Below are 20,817 nucleotides of genomic sequence, written 5' to 3'. Positions count from 1 at the left end.
CCCGCACGCACGAGTCGGCGCCACTTCCTTCAGGAAGTGGCGCCGACTCGTCGGTGGGTCAGTCGCTGAGGCGCGCGCCCGTCTTGGTGTCGAAGACGTGCACGTGGTGCGGGTCGGTGGTCACGTGCATGACCTCGCCCTTGCGGGCGTGGTCGCGACCGTGGACACGCACGATGACGGTGCTCGGGACGCCCTCGACGTCCGAGGTGCCGTACAGGTAGTTGTCGGCTCCGAGCTCCTCGACGACCGTCACCTTGACCGGCAGGCCCTCGCCCGGCCCGACGACCCGCCAGGCCTCGGGGCGCACGCCCACGGTGATCTCGCCGTGCATCTTCTTCTCGGCGGCGGGGTCGACCGGCACCTCGTAGCCACCGATGCTGGCGCGGCCGTCCTTGGCCACCGCCTCCATCAGGTTCATCTGCGGCGAGCCGATGAACCCGGCGACGAACAGGTTGGCGGGCTTGTCGTAGAGCTCCAGCGGGGTCGCGACCTGCTGCAGCTCGCCGAGCTTCATCACCGCGACGCGGTCGCCCATCGTCATGGCCTCTACCTGGTCGTGGGTGACGTAGACGGTGGTGATGCCGAGGTCGGACTGGAGCTTGGCGATGTCGGTACGGGTCTGCACGCGCATCTTGGCGTCCAGGTTCGACAGCGGCTCGTCCATGCAGAAGACCTGCGGCTGGCGCACGATCGCGCGGCCCATCGCCACGCGCTGGCGCTGACCACCCGAGAGGGCCTTGGGCTTGCGGTCGAGGAACTCGGTGAGGCCCAGCATCGCCGCGGCCTCCTCGACGCGCTTGTTGCGCTCGTCGGTGGGCACCTTGGCCATCTTCAGCGAGAAGCCCATGTTCTCGGCCACGCTCATGTGGGGGTAGAGCGCGTAGTTCTGGAAGACCATCGCGATGTCGCGGTCCTTGGGCGGCAGGTGCGTGATGTCGCGGTCACCGATGTAGATGTGACCCTCGTTGACCTCCTCGAGCCCGGCGAGCATCCGCAGGGTCGTGGACTTGCCGCAGCCGGACGGGCCGACGAGGACCATGAACTCGCCGTCCTTGATGTCCAGGTCGATGCCGGGGACGGCGGGGGTGTCGGCGCCGGGATACCAGCGCTGGGCCTTCTGGAAGGACACTGAAGCCATGTCGATCTCCTTCACCGGCAGGTACGTGCCGGACGATCCGTAGTGAAGTGGACGCACCCCGAGACGGGGTGACGTGGATCACCCTAGCAGCGCGCGGGGGCTCCCGGCCCGGGTGCCACCACTCGGGCAGCACCCGGGCGCCCGGGGCGGACCCGCCGGGCAGCGGTGCCCCGGGAGCCCGCCCGAGCGGTCACGCGCGCGCCGCCACCGCCGGGTCGAGCGGGTCGACGTACACCGTCGAGCCGAGCTCGACGAACTCCTCCGACTTCTCCCGGAACCGCTCGCGCACGTCCTGGCTGATCCGCATCGAGCAGAACTTCGGACCGCACATGGAGCAGAAGTGCGCGGTCTTGGCCGCCTCGGCCGGCAGCGTCTCGTCGTGCATCGCCTGCGCGGTCGGCGGGTCGAGCGAGAGCGCGAACTGGTCGTGCCAGCGGAACTCGAAGCGCGCCTTCGACAGCTCGTCGTCCCAGGCCCGGGCGCCCGGGTGCCCCTTGGCGACGTCGGCGGCGTGCGCGGCGAGCTTGTAGGTGATCACCCCGGTCTTCACGTCGTCGCGGTCGGGCAGGCCCAGGTGCTCCTTGGGGGTGACGTAGCAGAGCATCGCGGTGCCGTGCATCGCGATCGCCGCGGCCCCGATGGCGCTGGTGATGTGGTCGTAGCCCGGCGCGACGTCGGTCGCGAGCGGACCCAAGGTGTAGAACGGCGCGCCGTGGCACCAGTCCTGCTGCAGCACCACGTTCTCCTCCACCAGGTGCAGCGGCACGTGGCCGGGCCCCTCCACCATCACCTGCACGTCGTGCTCCCAGGCGCGCAGGGTCAGCTCACCCAGGGTGCGCAGCTCGGCGAGCTGGGCGGCGTCGTTGGCGTCGGCGACGCTGCCGGGGCGCAACCCGTCCCCCAGGCTGAACGCGACGTCGTACGCCGCGAAGATCTCGCAGAGCTCGTCGAAGTGGGTGTAGAGGAAGTTCTCCTCGTGGTGGGCCAGGCACCAGCCGGCCATGATCGACCCGCCGCGCGAGACGATGCCGGTCACCCGGTCGACGGTCAGCGGCACGTGGCGCAGCAGCACGCCCGCGTGCACGGTCATGTAGTCGACGCCCTGCTCGGCCTGCTCGATGACGGTGTCGCGGTAGACCTCCCACGTCAGGCGGTCGGCCTCGCCGTCGACCTTCTCCAGCGCCTGGTAGATCGGCACCGTGCCGATCGGGACCGCCGAGTTGCGCAGGATCCACTCGCGCGTGGTGTGGATGTCGTCGCCGGTGGAGAGGTCCATGACCGTGTCGGCGCCCCAGGTCGTGGCCCAGGTGAGCTTCTCCACCTCCTCGGCGATGCTCGAGGTGACCGCGCTGTTGCCGATGTTGGCGTTGATCTTCACCAGGAAGCGCTTGCCGATGACCATCGGCTCGGCCTCGGGGTGGTTGGGGTTGGCCGGGATGATCGCGCGGCCGGCGGCCACCTCGCTGCGCACCAGCTCGACGTCGCAGCCCTCCCGCGCCGCGACGTAGCGCATCTCCTCGGTCACCTCGCCGCGGCGGGCGTAGGCCATCTGGGTGACCGCGCCGCCGGTGGCGCGCCGCGGGGCCCGGCGCGGGCCTGTCCACGCCTGGCGGGCGCCCCCGCGACGAGCCGCGCCGCGCCCGTCGTCGAGCGGGTCCGGGCCGCGCCCGTCGTACGTCGTCGTGTCGCCGCGCCCCTCGATCCACGGCGCGCGCAGGGCCGGCAGCCCGACGGCGGGGTCGCCGCCCGGCCCGGTCGTGCAGTAGCGGTCGAACGTCTCGCCGTTGGTCAGCGCGACCCGGGTCACCGGGACCTGCACGCCGTCGTGGTCGACGAGCACGCGGGAGTGGGCGGGGTGGACGGGCTGCTGGGTCATCGGAGGTCTCCTCGGGAGGCGGTGGGGTGCGGGAAGGTGTGGGCGATCGGGCCCCGGCCGCGGCCGAGGTCCCAGCACCGGCTGCGGTGCAGCGCGGCGAGCGTGTGGGAGGCGGCCTCGGCGACGGCTGCCTCGAGGTCGGCGGGCCCGCGGGGGTCCGGCGCCCGGGCCAGGGCCACCGCCAGGGTGGCGCTGAAGGTGCAGCCGGTGCCGTGGTCGTTGGTGGTGCGCAGCGCCGGGTGCCGCAGGGCCGTCGGGGGGTGTCCGGGCAGGGCCAGCCAGTCGGTGCAGGCCTCCCCCGCCGGGTCGCCGTCGGGCCCGCCGGTCACCACGACGGCGCAGCCGAGGTCGGCCAGGGCCGAGGCCAGGTCGTGCGGCGCCGCGTCGCGACCGAGGAGGGCGGCGGCCTCGTCGGCGTTGGGGGTGGCGACGGCGGCGACGGGCAGGAGGTGCTCGACGTAGGCGCGGGCCACGTCGGCCCCGCCCAGCACCGCCCCGCTGGTGGCCACCAGCACGGGGTCGACGACCAGGCGCCGCCCGCCGAGCCGCTCGGCGACCAGCCGCACCACCTCGGGCGTGCCGAGCATGCCGGTCTTGGCGGCCGCCACCGGGAGGTCCTCGAGCACCGCGTCGAGCTGGGCGGCGACGCTCGCCCGCGGCACGGCGTGCACGTCGCGGACGCCGGTGGTGTCCTGCGCGGTCACCGCGGTCACGACGCAGGCGCCGTGGGCGCCCAGGGCCGCGAAGGTGGTGAGGTCGGCGGCGGTGCCGGCCGCACCTCCCGAGTCGGTGCCGGCGACGCTCAGCACGACCGGCGGCGTCCCGGGGCTCACCGGTCCGCTCCGTCGAGCGCCGCCAGCAGGGCGGCGACCACGCCGGCCGGCTCCCGGGCACGCATCACCGCGCCCATCACCGCCACCCCGGCCGCGCCGTGGCGCAGCGCGTCGGCGGCACGGGTCTCGTCGAGGCCGCCGAGCGCCCAGACCGGCAGGCCCGGGTGGGCGAGCAGCGCCGGGTCGACGACCGGGCCGTGGCCCGGCTTGCTCGCGCTGGCGGCGTACGGCGACAGGGTCGCCCAGCCGGCACCCTCGGCCGCGGCGCGGGCCAGCTCGCCGGCGTCGTGGCACGAGCGCCCGAAGCGCCCGGTCGCCGGGGCCGGCTGGTGGGCGGCGAGGTGGAGCCCGGCGGCGCCGGGGTTGGGGCCGGCGCGAGGTCAGCACCGTCAGGCCGGGGACCTCCAGCAGGGTCTCGACCAGGGCGCCGAAGCAGCGCTCGTCGAGGTCGTGCTCGCGCACCACGACCGCCTCCAGCCCTGCGGCGGCGCACTCGCGCACGGTCGCGGCCAGCCCTCGGCCCTTGGCCAGCTGGGCCCGGTCGGTGAGCAGCAGCAGCCGGGGCAGGGGGCGGCCGGGCCCGGCGTGGCCGGTGCTCACCCGATCCTCCCCGCGGTGGGGCTCGAGGCCCGGGCCACGGCCCGCCTCGGGATGCGGCCGGCGCGGCGTGCGAGGTGCCCGGCCTCCACGGCCCGGGACAGCGCCGCCGCCATCGCGACCGGGTCCTCGGCCCGGGTGACGGCGCTGGCGGCGAGCACGGCCGCGCAGCCCAGCTCCATCGCCAGGGCCGCGTCGCTGGCGGTGCCCACCCCGGCGTCCAGGACGACCGGCAGGCTGGTGGCGGCGACGACGGCCTCGACGGCGTGCGGGTCGAGGACGCCCAGGCCGGAGCCGATCGGGGAGCCGAGCGGCATGACCGCGGCGCAGCCGACGTCCTCGAGTCGGCGCGCGACCACCGGGTCGGCGGTGGTGTAGGGCAGCACCGTGAACCCGTCGCGCACCAGGGTCGCGGCGGCGTCGAGCAGCTCGACGACGTCGGGCGCCAGGCTGGTCTCGTCGCCGATCACCTCGAGCTTGACCCAGGTGGTGCCGAGCGCCTCGCGGGCCAGGCGGGCGGTGAGCACCGCCTCGCGCGCCGACGTGCAGCTGGCGGTGTTGGGCAGCACCCGCACCCCCGCGCGGCGCAGCAGGTCGAGCAGGCCGCCGCTGCCGGTGCTCGAGGTGCGCCGCACCGACACCGTGACCAGCGCGGGAGCGGCGGCCTCGAGGACGGCCGGCAGCAGGGACAGGCGGGGCAGGCCGCCGGTCCCGAGGAACAGGCGGGCGGACAGCTCCTCCCCCGCGATCCGCAGCCCGGGAGCGGTGGTGGTCACGTCGCTCATCCGCCCTGCACCGCCGTCACCACGTCGACGACGTCGCCGGGTCGCAACCGGCGGGTGGCGTGCTCGGCGCGCGGCACCACGTCGCCGTTGACGGCCACCGCCCGGCCGACGGGGTCGGGCACCAGGTCGCGCACGGTCTCGACGAGCGGCGCCGGCCGCCCGTTGAGCAGGATCTGCTCGGTGGGTCTCATCGGGTCTCCAGGAGTGGTCGGAGTCGTCGGGGATCGGTGGCCGGGTCGACCCGGCCGGTCTCGAGGTGGTCGGCGACCAGCTCGGCGGTCAGCGGCGCCAGCAGCACGCCGTGGCGGAAGTGGCCGGTGGCCAGCACCAGGCCGCGGTCGCGGGTCGGGCCCACCAGCGGCAGCCCGTCGGGGGTGCCCGGCCGGTCACGGGCCAGCGCCTCGAGCAGCTCGGCGCGGTCGAGGCCGGGCAGCAGCTCGCGGGCGGCCTCGAGCAGCGCGTGCACCCCGCCCAGGGTCACCACGGGCGGCGAGTCGTGCTCCTCGCTCGTCGCGCCGATGACGACCTCGCCACCCGCCCGGGGCACCACGTAGACGGCGCGTCCGCGCACCCAGCCGCGCACCGTGCGGGACGGCGGGTCGTCGCTTCGAGCGCGCAGGACCTCGCCGCGCACGCCGCGCACGCACCCGGGCGGCAGGCCGGCCCGCTCGGCGTACGCCGCCGGCAGCGGGGTCGCGCCGGTGGCGAGCACCGTCACCTCTGCCCAGCCGGGGGTCGGCACGGGCTGAACGGGCACGCGCTCGAGCAGCGCCGCCAGGACCCGGCGCGGGTCGATGCTCGGGTCGTCGGGCAGCAGCACGCCGCCCAGCACGCGGCCCGAGAGGGTCGGCTCGAGGCCACGCAGCCCGTGGGGGTCGAGCTCCTCCACACGTCCGCCGAGCCGGCGCACCAGCGCGGCCTGGCGCTCGACCTCCTGCAGGTCGGCGGCGTCGCGGCCGACCAGCAGCGTGCCCTCGAGGCGCAGCGCGACGCCCAGCCGCTCGGCGTACGCCGGCCACAGGGCGAGGCTGCGGCGCCCCAGGTCGAGGAGCGCGGGCTCGTCGTGCCAGACCTCGGCGGCCGGGGTGAGCATGCCCGCGGCCGCCCACGAGGCGCCCCGCGCCGGTGCCGGGTCGACCACCCGCACGTCGTGGCCGCGACGCAGCAGCTCCTCGGCGAGCGACAGGCCCACGATCCCGGCCCCGAGCACCTCGACCCGGGTGGTGCCGGGGGCGCTCACGCGACGGCGTCGAGCAGCTCCCGGGCGGCCAGCAGTGGGTCGGGTTGTCGCCAGAGGGCGCCGATGACGGCGACGCCGTGGGCGCCCGCCGACCGCGCCTCACGGGCGCGAGGCGCGTCCATCCCGCCGATGGCCAGGAGCGGCAGGTCGCCGGTGGCCGCGCTGATCGCGTCGAGCCCCAGCGGCGCCGGCAGACCAGGCTTGCTCAGGGTGTCGAAGACCGGGCCGAAGCCCGCGTAGTCGGCGCCGTCCTGGGTCGCGCGGCGTACGTCCTCGGCGTCGCGGCAGGTCGCGCCGACGAGCAGGCCCGGCGCCAGGCGGCGCGCGTCGGCGACCGGCAGGTCGAGCGCCCCCAGGTGCACCCCGTCGGCGCCCGCCGCCAGCGCGACGTCGAGACGGTCGTCGACCACGACGGTGGCCCCGTGCGGACGCACTGCCGCGACCACGTCACGGGCCAGGCGCAGCGCCATGCGGTCGTCGACCCGGGTCGACCAGTGCTTGGCGCGCACCTGGAAGCCGCGCACCCCCAGCCGGGCCAGGTCGGGCAGGACGGACAGGTCGTCGGCAGGACCGACCAGGCAGAACAGACGTGGCAGCACCATCGCTCCTCGCTTCCTTCGCCGGCTTTACCCGGATCAGGTTCGACGGTCGGAGCGGCTCAGCTCCCTCTCAGCCCGCTGCCGCGAGCTCCCGTGGTGGACGAGGACGAACCTAGCGCGCGGGTGGGGACCGGCGTCAAGGCCCTCTCCCCCACACCTCGAGGGCTCAGGCGGCGTGGTCGATGCGGCGGGTGCCGGTGTGGTCGACGAGGTAGAGCGCGCCGTAGGGGTCGAGCCACACGAACACGCCGGGGTAGGGCTGTTTGACCCGCATGTGTCCGTGGGTCTTGATGCGGTGGTGGGTGGTGGTCATCGGCCCGTAGTTCCCGACCTCGCTCGTACCCCCGGCGTCCCCGGGTGCCCAGGGGTCGGTGTGGTCGACCTGCATGCTGTCGCTGGTGCAGGAGGAGAAGGGGAACACGTCGGCCGGCGAGATCACCCGCACGGCCCGCCTATGTCGGGCCGGGATCTCGTAGGCGTCGACCGGGACCTGACCCAACGGGTCCAGCACCGGACGGATCGTGAACCTCGCGTGGGGGCCGAGGACGTCGCGGACCCATTCGCGGGTCACCGGACCATGGCCCTCCACACGGCCGATCGGCGGCAGCGGTCCGCCAGCATCAGCGATGGAACGGCCGTCGAGGTGGACCACCAGCTCGGCGCGGGGCGCCAGACCGGTCAGGTCCAGGTCGTCGGGGCGGGTCTCGGGGTTGGCGAGCATCAGCACCGCCAGCACGCGGCGCTCGTCGGCGCTGACCGCCGTGGGGGTCTGGTCGGGCTGCTCCTCACCCACCGGCTGGCGCAGGACCTCGGCGGCATGGGGGTCATCGGGGAGCTGCTCGCGCAGCCGCTCCGCGACGGCGCTGATGGCGGTGTCGAGCTGCTCGATCACCGGGATGGGGGCGCGGATCAGGAACGAGGCCATCCCGTGCTCAGGGGTGCCGATCTTCTTCGCGAACGTCGCCCGCCGGGCCCGTTCCTCCTTCTCCCGCGCCAGCTCCGGTGCCGCAGCAGCAACCTTCCCGACCACCAGCGCCTCGAACCGGGTCCACGGGATACGCCCGTCCGCGGACTCCGCGACCTCCGCATCCACCCAGCCCGCCTCCAGGGCGTCGAGCTCGCGGGTCTTGGTCACCACGAACCGGGCATAGGAGGCACGGACCTCACCGGCCAGCACCCGGGCCCACAGCACCGGGTGGCGGTCCTGCAGGTCCTGCGCATCGGCGATCAACGCTGCCGCTGCGTAAGTGCTGCGCCCGATCCGCGCCCCCAGCAGCGAGGCCGCGAACTCACTGACCGGGCGGGTGCCCGCGCCGCCGTACTGCCTGGCCTGCTCCCGCCCCGGCTTCGACACCTCAGCAGGGTCCAGCTGGTGGTCCGGGTCGTTGAGCACCGCCCACCGGTACGCCACCACCAGCATCTGCACCTCCGCCTGCTGCGCAGTGGTCGCGAGCGCGGCAGCAGTGTCGAGGACAGCGTCCTCCGACATCTCCCCCACCACCGGCTTCCCGAGCATGCACCCACTCAAGCACCAGCCACCGACACTGAGGATCTGGGCGAAGCCGGCCTGTGCATGCCCGCCCTGCCGGCCGGTCGCGCTGGTGGCGTCGGACGCCGCACAGTGCCACCGTGGTCACAGCGAGCTCCTGAGCGTCTGACGAGGCCAGCATGACCAACAAAGCGACGTACGACGGGACCGACTTCTACTGCGACGTCGCCATCCCCCACCCCGAGCGCCTGCACGTGGTCCACGAGGACGAGCAGGTGCTGGCCTTCCTGCACACGCGCCCGTTCTGGCGGGTGCACGTCGTGGCGGTTCCCAAGCGCCACATCGCCTCGCTGACCACGATCCGGGCCGGCGACGAGCCCGACGTCCGGGCGCTGCTCCGGGTGGTCCAAGCCGTCGCCCGGGACGTGGAGGAGCAGCACGGAGAGGCTGCGATCCTGACCAACCTCGGGACGTACCAGGACTCCAAGCACCTCCACGTGCACGTGCACGCCGGCGGCCGGACGGAGCAAGCGCCTCAGTAGGTGCCGAGGTACTTCTTCGGAGTGCCCGGCGGGGGCAGCCGCTGCACCGTCACCGAGCCCATCACCGCCACGCCCTCCACCCGCACGACCGGGGAGTCGGGGCCCAGGTCGGGCGGCGTCTTGTCCTTGCCCTGGGAGTACTCCCCCATCACCGGGGTGCCGTCGACCAGCACCCGCACGTGGGCCGGCACCACGACCTTGACCTCGCCCATCACCGAGCTCGCCTGGATGCGGGTCTCGTGGCTCTCCAGGACCGCTTCGCGCAGGTCGAGCAGCACGCTGCCCATCAGCGCGAACGCGGTGTGCTGCGCCGGCACCCGCCACTCGCCCTGGCGCTTGCACTCGCCCATGATCGCGCGCGACGACAGGTGCTCGGGCGCCCTGACGGGGCTCGCCCCCGGCCGGGGCGACGGCACCTGGGCGCGAGACCCGTCGACGGGCTGCAGGTCGTGGGTGATCGGGACCAGGTCGGCGTACGTCTTGGCCGCCCAGGTCTGGTCCAGGCGCTCCTCGAGCTCGTCGAGGTCGAGCCGGCCTTCGCCGGCGGCCACCCGCAGCAGCTCGGCGACGCGCTCGCGGTCGGCGTGCGAGATCCGCATCATCGACGGCTCCGGCGGGCGTCCCTCCATCTCTCCCATGGGCGGCAGACTAGTGCCGGTGCGAGCGGCGTACCCTGGGCGCTCGTGAGCGAAGCCGAGTTCCGTTACTCCGACCTGCTGCCGACCGGCAAGGACGACACGCCCTACCGGTTGATCACCACCGAGGGCGTCTCGACCGTCGACGTCGAGGGCCAGACCTTCCTCAAGGTCAGCCCGGAGGCGATCCAGCGCCTGACCGCCGAGGCGATGCACGACATCGCGCACTACCTGCGCCCGGCCCACCTGGCCCAGCTGCGCAAGATCATCGACGACCCCGAGGCGTCGGGCAACGACCGGTTCGTGGCCACCGACCTGCTCAAGAACGTCAACATCTCCGCCGGCGGCGTGCTGCCGATGTGCCAGGACACCGGCACCGCGATCGTGATGGGCAAGAAGTCCGAGGGCGTGCTGACCGGCGTCGACGACGGCGAGGCGATCAGCCGCGGCGTCCACGAGGCCTACACGAAGCTCAACCTGCGCTACTCGCAGCTCGCGCCGCTGACGACGTACGAGGAGAAGAACACCGGCACCAACCTGCCGGCCCAGATCGAGATCTACTCCACCCCGCAGACCAGCGGGAAGCCGGAGTACAAGTTCCTCTTCATGGCCAAGGGCGGCGGCTCGGCCAACAAGTCGTTCCTGTTCCAGGAGACCAAGGCGATCCTCAACCCCACGAGGATGCTGCAGTTCCTCGACGAGAAGATCCGCTCGCTCGGCACCGCCGCCTGCCCGCCGTACCACCTGGCCGTGGTCATCGGCGGCACCAGCGCGGAGTTCGCGCTCAAGACCGCCAAGTACGCCTCGGCGCACTACCTGGACAACCTGCCCACCGAGGGCTCGATGGACGCCCACGGCTTCCGCGACCTCGAGCTGGAGGAGCAGGTCTTCGAGCTGACCCAGTCGTTCGGCATCGGCGCGCAGTTCGGCGGCAAGTACTTCTGCCACGACGTGCGCGTGGTGCGTCTGCCCCGCCACGGCGCCTCCTGCCCGGTCGCGATCGCCGTGTCGTGCTCGGCCGACCGCCAGGCGCTGGGCAAGATCACCCCCGAGGGCGTCTTCCTCGAGCAGCTCGAGACCGACCCGGCGCACTACCTGCCGGAGACCACCGACGACGCCCTCGAGGCGGCCTCCGACGTGGTGCAGATCGACCTCAACCAGCCGATGGCCGACATCCTCGCCGAGCTCACCAAGCACCCGGTCAAGACCCGGCTTTCGCTGACCGGGCCGCTGGTCGTGGCCCGCGACATCGCGCACGCCAAGATCCAGGAGCGGCTCGACGCCGGTGAGGGCATGCCGCAGTACCTCAAGGACCACGCCGTCTACTACGCCGGCCCGGCCAAGACCCCCGAGGGCTACGCCTCCGGCTCCTTCGGCCCGACGACCGCCGGCCGGATGGACTCCTACGTGAAGTCCTTCCAGGCCGAGGGCGGCTCGATGGTGATGCTCGCCAAGGGCAACCGCTCCAAGCAGGTCACCGAGTCGTGCGACGAGCACGGCGGCTTCTACCTCGGGTCGATCGGCGGCCCCGCCGCCCGCCTGGCGCAGGACTGCATCAAGTCGGTCGAGGTGCTGGAGTACCCCGAGCTCGGCATGGAGGCGGTCTGGAAGATCGAGGTCGAGGACTTCCCCGCCTTCATCGTCGTCGACGACAAGGGCAACGACTTCTTCACCGACCCCGGCGGCGCGGTGACCGTGCCGATCTCGGGCATCCGGGTCCGCTCCGCGCAGTAGCCGCGAGCCGGCCGGTCCGAACCGGCCGGCTCGGGGTCAGTTCTTGTCGGCGCCGCTGCGGGCGTTGGGGCCGGTGGGGCCCTCGTCGACGCGTCCGCTCTCGGCGTCCGGCTGCCCGGCGACCGCCTGGTCGTCGGAGATCGGCTGGGCGGCGTCGTCCATGCTCTGCACCTCCGAGACCTGGCCGCCCTCGGCTGCCGCGCCCTCGTCGGCGTCGCGCTGCTTGTCGCGCTTGCGCTCCTGCTCACGCTCGTGCTGGCCCTGGCTCACAGGTCCTCCTCGTGTCGGTGTCCCCTCGACGCTAGCCAAGCGCTCCCAGGCGCGCCCTCACCCCCGCGGCGCGCATGCCCGGCCCGTACGTCGGGCAGGATGCTGGCGTGGAGCACGTGGAGATCGCCCGGGCCGAGACCGAGCGCGGGGAGCTGGTGCTCAGCGAGCGCCGTGACGACAACGCACCGGCCTCGCTCGAGCTGCGCGCCAACGGTGTCTTCGTGATGGACACCGTCGAGGTCGCCACCGAGCGGGCCCTGGCGACCGCCGCCCTGGCCCTGGTCGAGGAGCCGCGGGCGGTCGTCGTCGGCGGCCTGGGCCTCGGCTACACGATGCACGAGGTGCTGGCCGACTCGCGCGTCGAGCGGTGCGCGGTGGTGGAGATCGAGGAGGCGCTGGTCGGCTGGATGCGCGACGGCACGATCCCCCACGGCCCGACCCTGCTCGCCGACGAGCGGGTCACCGTGGTGCAGGCCGACATCGCGGTCGCGATGGCCGAGGCCCGGCCGGCGACCTACGACCTCGTGCTCCTCGACGTCGACAACGGGCCCGGCTACCTGGTCCACGAGGGCAACGCCGGGCTCTACGAGCAGGCCTTCCTCAGCACCGTCGAGGCGGTGCTGCGTCCCGGCGGCGCGCTGGTCGTCTGGTCGGCCGCCGAGGCCCCCGACCTCGAGACGGCCCTGCGCGCGGTCTTCGCCGAGGTCGACGTACGCCGCCACGACGTGCGGCTGCAGGACCGCGACGAGCAGTACCTGCTCTACGTGGCGCGTCCCGGCCCCCGCGACTGACCCGGCCGACCCGACGAGGGCGGTCGCGGCGCGCTCGCCGGCACCGGGTCGGCCGGCTCGTGGCCCTCGAGCCGCTCGTGGTCGCGGTCGCGCACGGCGCGCTGGATCTGCTGGAGGTTGTTGCGCAGCAGGTCGGAGACCAGCTCGTCGGTGCGCGGGTCCGACAGCATCTCGATCATCACGCGCAGGGTGGTCTCGGTGACCTCGGAGACGATCGTGTCGTAGCCGGGCAGCCGCGACACCAGCCGGGCGTTGGGGTCCTCACGGACCTTCTCGGCCACCAGCGCCTTGAGCTCGTCGTGGTTCTCGAGCAGCGCGTCGGAGATGTTCTTGGTGTAGTGGCCGGTGCGCATGACCGCCGCGACCTCGTCGAGCACCGTGATGGTCAGCGGCCGCTTGATCATCTCGAGACCCTTGTAGGCGAGCCTGCTGGCCAGCCGCAGCACCCACGGCCGGCGCATCCCCAGCCGCACGAGCACGGCCCCGAGGAGCGCCGCCAGCACCGAGCCGCCCACGGTCACCGCGAGCACCAGGAGCAGCACCTGGAGCGTGCTCAGGTCCTCGAGCCACTGCGTCATGGTCCGTCCTCCACCTCGGTGCGCCTGGTGAGCAGGCCCCACCGTAGCGGTGAGGCGCGCGGTGTCCGGCAGTCGTTAGCGTGGCTGCATGAGCGAGCACGACGAGAGCGCCGAGGTCCGGATCGAGCACGACTCCATGGGCGAGGTCGAGGTGCCCCGCGACGCGCTGTGGCGCGCGCAGACGCAACGGGCGGTGCAGAACTTCCCGATCAGCGGCACCCCGATCGAGCCGGCCCTGGTGCACGCCATCGGCCAGGTCAAGGCCGCAGCCGCCACCGTCAACGGCGAGCTGGGCGTGCTGGAGCCCGAGCAGGCCCGTGCGGTCACCGAGGCCGCGCAGCGGGTGGCGGCCGGTGAGCACGACGACGCCTTCCCCGTCGACGTCTTCCAGACCGGGTCGGGCACCTCGTCCAACATGAACGCCAACGAGGTGATCGCCTCGCTGGCGGCCCGGGCCGGCACCGAGGTGCACCCCAACGACCACGTCAACGCCAGCCAGTCGAGCAACGACACCTTCCCCACCGCGATCCACGTCGCGGCGGCCCTCGCCGTGGTCGACGACCTGCTGCCCGCCATCGACACGCTGGCCGCCTCCCTCGAGGCCAAGGCCGAGGAGTTCGCCGGCCTGGTGAAGTCGGGGCGCACCCACCTGATGGACGCCACCCCGGTGATGCTCGGCCAGGAGATGGGCGGGTACGCCGCCACCGTGCGCTACGCCGCCGAGCGGCTGGAGGCGGTGCTCCCCCGGGTCCGCGAGCTGCCGCTGGGCGGCACCGCGGTCGGCACCGGCATCAACACCCCCGCCGGCTTCGCCGCCCGGGTCATCGAGGTGCTGGGCGAGCGCACCGGGCAGCCGTTCTCCGAGGCCCGCAACCACTTCGAGGCCCAGGGCACCCGCGACTCCCTCGTCGAGCTCAGCGGCGCCCTCAAGACGTACGCCGTCGGGCTGACGAAGATCTGCAACGACCTGCGCTGGATGGCCTCCGGGCCGACGACCGGGCTGGCCGAGATCCACCTGCCCGACCTGCAGCCGGGCTCGAGCATCATGCCGGGCAAGGTCAACCCGGTGATCCCGGAGGCGACGCTCATGGTCTGCTTCCAGGTCGTCGGCAACGACGCGGCGGTGACCGCGGCCGGGGCCAGCGGCTCCTTCGAGCTCAACGTCGCCATGCCGGTGATCGCGCGCAACGTCCTGGAGTCGGTGCGGCTGCTGGCCGCCTCGTCGCGGGTGCTCGCCGAGCGGACCGTCGACGGCATCACCGCCGACGCCGAGCGGATGCGCACCTACGCAGAGTCCTCGCCCTCGGTGGTGACGCCCCTCAACAAGCACATCGGCTACGAGGAGGCCGCCAAGGTGGCCAAGGCCGCGCTGGCCGAGGGGCGCACGATCCGCGAGCAGGTGCTGGCGATGGGCTACGTCGAGCGCGGGGACCTGACCGAGGCGCAGCTCGACAGCGCCCTCGACGTCGAGAGCATGACCCACCCGTGAGCGGGCGCGCTGCTACCCGCCTGCCCGCCCCGGTCCGGCTGCGCTACTCGGGAGCGAGCACGTAGAACGTGGCGCCGCCCTCGAAGCCCGTGGGCTCTGCGTCGGGGTCGGCGAGCGGCACGCAGGAGTAGCGCTGACCGCCCAGCCAGGGGTCGAGGTCGACACAGGCCATCAGCGACCGGCCGCGCGCCGGGTCGGTGAGCAGGTAGGTGCCGACGGCGGGCAGGTCGACGGTGGGGTCGGCGAGGAAGCCGTCGGCCACCTCTGCCAGCGGCCAGTCGCCGTCGCGGGCCTCGGCCTCGTCGACCCGCGTGGCCAGCTCCCGGGCCAGGTCGGGCAGGACGGCCTCGGCGCGGCGGCGGTCCACCTCGTCGAGCACGGCCAGGCCGCCCAGGACCAGCCCCAGCACGACGACCGCCCCGAGGGTTTGGAGCAGGCGTCGGCGGCGGCTCTGGCGAGCGCGTTCCCGCGGGTCGTTGTCGACGTCGTACCCACGTGCAGCCAGGTCCCCGAGCTTCTCGTCCACGCCGAGACCTTCCCACACCTCCGGGGGCCGGGGGCTCAGCGCAGCGTGACCGGTGCGCCGGCGTACCGGCCCAGCGTCGCGCGGACGTCGTCGCTCATCGGCCAGGAGGCCTGTGTGGCGTGGTCCCACAGCACCACCGCGGTGGCCGCCACCAGGGCGGGCCCGTGGTCGGCCTCGACCCGCATCTCGGTGGCCACGGTGAACGAGGAGCGGCCGACGTGCTGGACCCACAGCCTCATCAGGAACGGCTGGAAGGCCACGTAGCGCATCTCGGCGTGGTAGTCGACGCGCTGGGAGCCGACGAGCTCGACGACACCCTCGGGCAGGCCGCCGAGGAGCCCGGGGCGCGGGCCGGTGGGCGGGGAGAGCGCGGCGTGGTGGTGGAAGAGGATGCGCGCCTCGTCGAGGATCCGGATGGCCTCGACGTTGTCGACGTGGCCGCCGAGGTTGATGTCGCGCACCCGCGCCTGGATCTCGCACTCGAAGACGTCGCTCACGGGCGTCATCCTCGCAGCGCCTGCCTCGGGGGCACCGCCGCGGTCTCGGTGCTCACCCCCGGTCCTCGTCGGCATCGGACTCCTCGTCCGCCTCCTCCTCGGCCTCCTCGACGTCGTCCGCGGCCTCCTCGGCCTCCTCCTCGGCGTTGTCCTCGGCCTGCTCAGCAGCATCCGCTGCCTCGTCGGCCGCTGTCTCGGCGGCATCAGCGGCCTCGTCCTCGGCGTCCTCGGCGTCGGTCTCGGCGTGGCCGCCGTGCGTGCTGCCGGGTGCCGGCGGTCCGCCCGCGGGCTCGGTCGCCGCGCCGCCGTGTCCCACCGAACCGTCCTGGGACGGCACGGGCCGGGGCGTGCTGACCTCCGCCCCGTCGTCCGCCTCCGCACCCCCCACCCCGGACGGGTCGCGGCCGGAGGGGGTCGCACCCGGGGCGGGGTCCGTCGAGCTGCGGCCGGTCCCGGAGCCGGTGTCGCTGTCGTCCCGGGCAGGGAGGTCACGCCCCTCGTCGTCGTCCTCGGGGAGCAGGGCCGCGACCCACGAGTCGTAGACGTCCTGCACCGGCCCGGGCAGTACGTGCGTCGCACCGGCAGCGACGAGCCCGGCCGCAGCAGCAGCGGACGCCAGCCCCACCTGGGCTCCCATCCCGAGCCCGACGAACCACCCGGCCAAGCCCACGAGTCGCGGCGAGCGGGGCCGTGCGGGCGACCCCTCGCGCAGCAGGAGCGCGAGCTCGGCGTTCGGGGTGGGTGCACCGGCCACCAGGCTCCGGCGCAGGTGCTCGACGGCTCCGACGTCCTGCTCGAGGTGGGGCGGCACCCGTCGCCCGGCGCGGTGGGAGAGCACCGCTTCGACGTCGGCATCGGTGCGGGCGGTGGTCTCGTCGTCGCGCCCACCGGGTGGTGGCGTGGTCATCGCGTCTCCCCCCGGTGCCTGTCGCCGACGAGCCCGGGCCGGCCCTCGAGGAGGCCGCGCCGCAGGGCGTCGAGCCCTCGTCGTTGCAGCGCCTTCACCGCGCCCTGGGACTTGCCGACCTCGGTGGCCACCGCCTCGATGGTCAGGTCCCCCACGACGCGCAGCAGCAGCACCTCTCGCTGGTCGAGCGAGAGGGTGTCGAGCAGGTCGACGACCCACTGACGACCAGCGCGGGCCAGCACGGCCTCCTCGGGGCTGGGGGCACTGCGGTCGTCGAGCTCCGCCTCCCACCCGGCGCACTCCTGGGGCCGTCGGCCACGGGTGCGGTGCGCGTCGACCGCGCGGCGGCGCGCGATGGTGAGCAGGAACGCCCCGAACGCCCTGTCGTCCCCGACGAAGCGGTCGAGGGCGCGGAAGGCGTCCAGGAACACCTGGCTGGTCAGCTCGTCCGCCTCGGGCTCGCCGCGACCGCGCAGGAAGCCCGCCACACGTGGCGAGAACTCCGACCAGAGTGCCGTGAACCCGCCCTGGTCGCCGTCGCGGGCGGCAGCCAGCGCCTCGGCGAAGTCATCGGGGTCCACGGTGGAAGATGATCGACGCGAACGCGTGCGCAGGTGGCGGTTTCTCGCGAACGGGTCCGAATCTTGACCGTGACCTCTCGGCCCGGACAGCACGGGCCCCGGCTCCCCCGAGATGCGAGGAGCCGGGGCCGGGGCGTCCAGTCAGTCGTCCGAGGCGCAGGCGTACGACAGGGCGCCGGCCACCTCACCCTCACGAGAGCCGCGGGACCGGTCGAGCTCCCACTCGACCTCGCAGTCACCGCGGCTCGACTCACCCTCGACCTCGCAGTCGTAGCCGCCCGTGGCCGACCCGGCGCACTGCACGTCGTCGTCGCTGTCGCCGTCGTCGACCAGGTCGCTCTGGAAGTCCATGCCGCCCTCGAACGTCAGGTCGTCGGTGTCGATGGTGTAGCCGAAGGTCTGCTGCAGCTGGCTCGAGGTGCACTCGAAGCCCAGCTCGCCGGGGACGAAGTGGCAGTCCCAGAGAGCCGAGTCGGTGTCGGCACCGCTCCACGAGCACTCGAACTCGAGCTCGGCCTCGACCTCGCTGGCCTCCTCGTCGGACTCACCACTGGCGGACGCGTCGAATGAGCAGTCCCAGTCGAGGCCGTCCTCGTCGGACTCGTCGGAGTCATCGGTCTCGGAGTAGGAGCAGTCCCACGAGACGTCCATCGAGAAGTCGTCGGCCGGACCGTCGGCGGAGGAGTCGTAGGAGCAGTCGGAATCGGTGTCGACCGTGCCGTCGTCGTAGTCGTGCGAGCAGTCGAAGGAGTCGCCGTCCTCGACGCTGTCGCCGTCGTCGTCGCTGGAGTCGAAGGAGCAGTCGGTGGCGCCGGTCGAGCCCTTGGCGGCCAGGGTGATCGCCTTGACCTCACCTCGCCTGATCTTCGTGGCCTTGACCACGGCACCACGAGCCAGCGCGTTGAGGTCGGCGCGGACCCGCTCCCCGGCCTTGGTGCGCACGAAGACCCGCGTCCTCGGCGTCACCGCGCGCCACTTGTCGCGGCCTTTGGCCGCATCGATGCGGACCTGCATGGTCTCGGCGCTCACGGCTCCGACACGGTCGGCCTTCTTGCCGGCGGCCACGGAGGCCGAGCCGCCGAGCAGCACCAGGCAGAGCGCGGCCAGGACCGCGACTGCCTTCACCAGGTTCTTCATGGTTGATGTCCCTCCCAGGAACGTGCCGCGCCGGCGGACCGGCACGGACGGGGGACCGCAGGACGGGGGTGGGCGCCGGTTGACGACGACCGAGACCTGCGGCGTTCGGGAGGGAGATCGTCCGGGCCGGCCAGGAGGGGTACGGCCCGAGCCGATTCTTTACCCTGCGGGCCGGCTCAGTACCAGTTGTTGGCCTGCTTGAAGGACCAGGCGCTGCAGGGGGAGCCGTAGGAGTCCTGGATGTAGCCGAGACCCCAGCGGATCTGGCTCTCCGCGGAGGTCATGTAGTCGGCCGGCAGGTCGTGCAGCTGCGTCAGCGCCTGCGGGATGCCGTACGCCGACGAGGTGGGGTTGTCGGCGTCGACCTCCCAGTCGCTCTCGCTGACCCACAGCGAGTCGAGGCAGCCGAACTGGTCGTCGGAGAAGCCGAAGTCGTCGAGCAGGGCCCGCCCGATCTCGCGCGGGTCGGCGTCGGCGAGGCGCTCGGACTGCGTCATGGCCTGCCCGTCGGTGGTCGAGAGCTCGGCCTTCTTGGCCGGGTCGGCCTCCTCGCGCCGGTCGGTGCGCGAGACGACCTCCTCGCGCTCGCCCAGGATGACCTCGCGGTCGGCGGCCGAGACGACCTCGGCGGCCAGCGGCACGATCGAGGCCGGGGTCTCGGCGCCGGCGGTGGTCGAGGCCCCGCCCAGGACGCCGCCGGTCACCGCAGCGCCGGTCGCCCCGACCGCCATCGTCGACATCACGATGGTCGAGCGCAGCGCCACGCGGGGCGCGGCGGTGGCACGGTGGGACTTTGGGGCGGCGTGCTTGCCGACGTACTTGGGCTTCTTCGACACAGGAGAGGGCTCGCGATGCTCGAGGACAGGACTGCAGCGCCGGGCACCGGGGCCGGGCACCGCCGTGACCCGACGGGGGAAGGACGAGGTCACGAAACGATCACGGGCCACTGTGCAGGAGCCGCCACGGCCACGCAAACCGAACGACAGAACCTGTGGGGCGGATCTCGCCGTGTCACGGCAGATCCGCCCCACAGGCCACAGCAGCCTCAGCAGGCCCTACAGAGTGACGTTCTCCAGCATCTCGGTGACCAGCGCCGCGATCGGGGAGCGCTCGGAGCGGGTCAGGGTCACGTGCGCGAAGAGCGGGTGGCCCTTGAGCTTGTCGATGACCGCCACCACGCCGTCGTGGCGACCCACGCGCAGGTTGTCGCGCTGGGCCACGTCGTGGGTCAGCACCACCTTCGAGTTGGCCCCGATGCGCGAGAGCACCGTCAACAGCACGTTGCGCTCCAGCGACTGCGCCTCGTCGACGATGACGAACGCGTCGTGCAACGAGCGGCCACGGATGTGGGTCAGCGGCAGCACCTCGAGCATGCCCTGGGCCAGGATCTCGTCGACGACCTCGCGCGAGGTCATCGCCCCCAGGGTGTCGAAGACCGCCTGGCCCCACGGCGACATCTTCTCCGACTCCGAGCCCGGCAGGTAGCCCAGCTCCTGGCCGCCGACGGCGAAGAGCGGACGGAAGACCACGACCTTCTGGTGCTGGCGGCGCTCCAGCACGGCCTCCAGACCTGCGCACAGCGCCATCGCCGACTTGCCGGTGCCGGCGCGGCCGCCCAGCGACACGATGCCGACCTCGGGGTCGAGCAGCAGCTCGAGGGCGACCCGCTGCTCGGCCGAGCGGCCGTGGATGCCGAAGGCCTCACGGTCGCCACGCACCAGGTGCACCCGCTTGTCGGCGCCCACCCGACCCAGGGCGGTGCCCCGCTCCGAGAGCATCACCAGTCCCTGGTGGCAGGGCAGGTCGCGGGCCTCGTCGAGGTCGATCACGCCGTCCTCGTAGAGCACGTCGATGTCGGCGGCCGGCACGTCGAGCTCGGCCATGCCCGAGTAGCCGGTGTCGGACTCCGAGATCGCCTCGCCGCGGTACTCCTCGGCGTCCAGACCGACCGCCGAGGCCTTGATGCGCAGCGGCAGGTCCTTGGAGACCAGGGTGACGTCGGCACCCTCGTCGGCGAGGTTCTTGGCGACCGCGAGGATGCGGGTGTCGTTGTCCCCGAGCCGGAAGCCCGAGGGCAGGGCCGCAGGGTCGGTGTGGTTGAGCTCGACCCGCACACTGCCCCCCTCCTCCCCCACCGGCACCGGGGTGTCGAGGCGGCCGTGGGAGACCCGCAGCTCGTCGAGGGCGCGCAGTGCGGCCCGCGCGAAGTAGCCGAGCTCGGGGTGGTGGCGCTTGCCCTCGAGCTCGGTGATGACGACGACGGGCAGCACGACCTCGTGCTCCGCGAAGCGCCGCAGCGCCCCGGGGTCGGCCAGCAGGACGCTGGTGTCGAGGACGTAGGTGCGCGCGGTGTGAAGCGACTGCGACTGCTGCGACGTGACCTTGGTCGGCACGGTTACCCCTCACGGGTCGCGGCGCGCACTCGTCGCCCGGCCCTAGTACCTGATCTCGGACCGGGAGGGGACCCGAAGACGGGAGTGCCCGCCTCCGTCCACGCGCCAGGCGCGGGCCTGACGTGCGGTGCAGTCGTGAACGTCCACGAGCGGGCCTCCAGGTGCGGTGAGCTTCCCCAC

Annotated in this window: 22 protein-coding genes, 1 pseudogene and 1 riboswitch; of the genes and pseudogenes, 4 read left to right on the top strand and 19 right to left on the bottom strand. The window is 73.4% G+C overall.

The annotated features are described in order from the left end of the window. Positions 1 to 58: 58 nt before the first annotated feature. The 9 genes and pseudogenes from OCU29_RS00370 to OCU29_RS00330 all read right to left on the bottom strand — a co-directional run bounded on the left by OCU29_RS00370 (position 59) and on the right by OCU29_RS00330 (position 8,584). Positions 59 to 1,138, bottom strand: a complete 1,080-nt coding sequence (locus tag OCU29_RS00370; RefSeq protein WP_261818372.1) for an ABC transporter ATP-binding protein — start codon at positions 1,136 to 1,138, stop codon at positions 59 to 61. Between the two features lie 190 nt (positions 1,139 to 1,328). Next, on the bottom strand, positions 1,329 to 3,014 hold the full coding sequence (gene thiC, locus OCU29_RS00365; protein ID WP_261818371.1) for a phosphomethylpyrimidine synthase ThiC: 1,686 nt from the start codon (positions 3,012 to 3,014) through the stop codon (positions 1,329 to 1,331). Continuing rightward, on the bottom strand, positions 3,011 to 3,847 hold the full coding sequence (gene thiD / locus OCU29_RS00360) for a bifunctional hydroxymethylpyrimidine kinase/phosphomethylpyrimidine kinase (protein ID WP_261818370.1): 837 nt from the start codon (positions 3,845 to 3,847) through the stop codon (positions 3,011 to 3,013). Before thiD ends, thiC begins: the two co-directional genes overlap by 4 nt. Continuing rightward, positions 3,844 to 4,149, bottom strand: a pseudogene (locus OCU29_RS00355) (thiamine phosphate synthase); the annotation flags it as partial. The gene thiD and the pseudogene OCU29_RS00355, both read right to left, overlap by 4 nt. A 294-nt stretch (positions 4,150 to 4,443) precedes the next feature. Next, entirely contained in the window at positions 4,444 to 5,229 is a 786-nt protein-coding gene (locus OCU29_RS00350) for a thiazole synthase (RefSeq protein WP_261818369.1), read from the bottom strand. Continuing rightward, complete coding sequence (thiS, locus tag OCU29_RS00345) at positions 5,226 to 5,420, bottom strand: sulfur carrier protein ThiS (RefSeq protein ID WP_261818368.1); 195 nt, start codon at positions 5,418 to 5,420, stop codon at positions 5,226 to 5,228. Before thiS ends, OCU29_RS00350 begins: the two co-directional genes overlap by 4 nt. Then, positions 5,417 to 6,469 (bottom strand): glycine oxidase ThiO, encoded by a 1,053-nt coding sequence (gene thiO / locus OCU29_RS00340; RefSeq protein ID WP_261818367.1) that lies wholly within the window; start codon positions 6,467 to 6,469, stop codon positions 5,417 to 5,419. The genes thiS and thiO overlap by 4 nt, the downstream gene beginning before the upstream one ends. Further along, a complete protein-coding gene (locus OCU29_RS00335; protein ID WP_261818366.1) occupies positions 6,466 to 7,068 on the bottom strand; it encodes a thiamine phosphate synthase in 603 nt (200 codons plus the stop codon). Before OCU29_RS00335 ends, thiO begins: the two co-directional genes overlap by 4 nt. Then, positions 7,064 to 7,173: riboswitch (TPP riboswitch) on the bottom strand. Its footprint overlaps the gene before it by 5 nt. Before the next feature lie 61 nt (positions 7,174 to 7,234). Further along, positions 7,235 to 8,584 carry an HNH endonuclease signature motif containing protein gene (locus tag OCU29_RS00330; RefSeq protein ID WP_261818365.1) on the bottom strand — a complete coding sequence of 450 codons (1,350 nt, stop codon included), beginning with the start codon at positions 8,582 to 8,584 and terminating at the stop codon, positions 7,235 to 7,237. Positions 8,585 to 8,736: 152 nt separating this feature from the next. On the opposite strand from OCU29_RS00330, the gene OCU29_RS00325 reads away from it, so the two are divergent. Then, a complete protein-coding gene (locus tag OCU29_RS00325) occupies positions 8,737 to 9,099 on the top strand; it encodes an HIT family protein (RefSeq protein ID WP_261818364.1) in 363 nt (120 codons plus the stop codon). Here OCU29_RS00325 and OCU29_RS00320 read toward each other — a convergent pair. Then, on the bottom strand, positions 9,093 to 9,737 hold the full coding sequence (locus OCU29_RS00320; protein WP_261818363.1) for a DUF1707 domain-containing protein: 645 nt from the start codon (positions 9,735 to 9,737) through the stop codon (positions 9,093 to 9,095). The two genes, OCU29_RS00325 and OCU29_RS00320, sit on opposite strands and share 7 nt — an antisense overlap. Positions 9,738 to 9,782: 45 nt before the next feature. On the opposite strand from OCU29_RS00320, the gene OCU29_RS00315 reads away from it, so the two are divergent. Further along, on the top strand, positions 9,783 to 11,468 hold the full coding sequence (locus OCU29_RS00315; protein ID WP_261818362.1) for a fumarate hydratase: 1,686 nt from the start codon (positions 9,783 to 9,785) through the stop codon (positions 11,466 to 11,468). Positions 11,469 to 11,504: 36 nt separating this feature from the next. Here the strand turns inward: OCU29_RS00315 and OCU29_RS00310 are convergent, their stop codons facing one another. Continuing rightward, on the bottom strand, positions 11,505 to 11,738 hold the full coding sequence (locus OCU29_RS00310) for a hypothetical protein (RefSeq protein ID WP_179615567.1): 234 nt from the start codon (positions 11,736 to 11,738) through the stop codon (positions 11,505 to 11,507). 107 nt (positions 11,739 to 11,845) lie between these two features. On the opposite strand from OCU29_RS00310, the gene OCU29_RS00305 reads away from it, so the two are divergent. Further along, positions 11,846 to 12,529, top strand: coding sequence for a spermidine synthase (locus OCU29_RS00305; protein WP_258016881.1), 684 nt, complete (start codon positions 11,846 to 11,848; stop codon positions 12,527 to 12,529). Here OCU29_RS00305 and OCU29_RS00300 read toward each other — a convergent pair. Further along, complete coding sequence (locus tag OCU29_RS00300; RefSeq protein WP_179615565.1) at positions 12,499 to 13,107, bottom strand: hypothetical protein; 609 nt, start codon at positions 13,105 to 13,107, stop codon at positions 12,499 to 12,501. The two genes, OCU29_RS00305 and OCU29_RS00300, sit on opposite strands and share 31 nt — an antisense overlap. A gap of 88 nt (positions 13,108 to 13,195) precedes the next feature. Between OCU29_RS00300 and OCU29_RS00295 the strand changes: the two genes are divergently transcribed. After that, positions 13,196 to 14,596: an aspartate ammonia-lyase gene (locus OCU29_RS00295; protein WP_261818361.1), complete on the top strand. Its 1,401-nt coding sequence runs from the start codon at positions 13,196 to 13,198 to the stop codon at positions 14,594 to 14,596. A 43-nt stretch (positions 14,597 to 14,639) separates the two neighbouring features. Here the strand turns inward: OCU29_RS00295 and OCU29_RS00290 are convergent, their stop codons facing one another. The 7 genes from OCU29_RS00290 to OCU29_RS00260 form a co-directional block, all read right to left on the bottom strand. Continuing rightward, positions 14,640 to 15,122: a hypothetical protein gene (locus OCU29_RS00290; RefSeq protein ID WP_261818360.1), complete on the bottom strand. Its 483-nt coding sequence runs from the start codon at positions 15,120 to 15,122 to the stop codon at positions 14,640 to 14,642. A gap of 35 nt (positions 15,123 to 15,157) precedes the next feature. Next, positions 15,158 to 15,619, bottom strand: coding sequence for a thioesterase family protein (locus OCU29_RS00285; protein ID WP_261818359.1), 462 nt, complete (start codon positions 15,617 to 15,619; stop codon positions 15,158 to 15,160). A 52-nt stretch (positions 15,620 to 15,671) separates the two neighbouring features. Further along, positions 15,672 to 16,526: a hypothetical protein gene (locus OCU29_RS00280; protein WP_261818358.1), complete on the bottom strand. Its 855-nt coding sequence runs from the start codon at positions 16,524 to 16,526 to the stop codon at positions 15,672 to 15,674. Further along, positions 16,523 to 17,107, bottom strand: coding sequence for an RNA polymerase sigma factor (locus tag OCU29_RS00275; RefSeq protein ID WP_261818357.1), 585 nt, complete (start codon positions 17,105 to 17,107; stop codon positions 16,523 to 16,525). Before OCU29_RS00275 ends, OCU29_RS00280 begins: the two co-directional genes overlap by 4 nt. Positions 17,108 to 17,248: 141 nt before the next feature. Next, the gene (locus tag OCU29_RS00270) at positions 17,249 to 18,244 is read right to left on the bottom strand and encodes a hypothetical protein (RefSeq protein WP_261818356.1); all 996 of its coding nucleotides are present in this window, start codon (positions 18,242 to 18,244) and stop codon (positions 17,249 to 17,251) included. Positions 18,245 to 18,420: 176 nt separating this feature from the next. Next, entirely contained in the window at positions 18,421 to 19,080 is a 660-nt protein-coding gene (locus OCU29_RS00265; RefSeq protein WP_261818355.1) for a lytic transglycosylase domain-containing protein, read from the bottom strand. Between the two features lie 219 nt (positions 19,081 to 19,299). Then, positions 19,300 to 20,637, bottom strand: a complete 1,338-nt coding sequence (locus OCU29_RS00260) for a PhoH family protein (RefSeq protein ID WP_261818354.1) — start codon at positions 20,635 to 20,637, stop codon at positions 19,300 to 19,302. Positions 20,638 to 20,817 lie beyond the last annotated feature (180 nt).

The organism is Nocardioides sp. OK12 (genome assembly GCF_024341885.1).
Lineage (GTDB): Bacteria > Actinomycetota > Actinomycetes > Propionibacteriales > Nocardioidaceae > Nocardioides > Nocardioides marinisabuli.
Note: the sequence above shows the minus strand (reverse complement) of the source record. Positions and strands in the feature narration are given on the sequence as shown.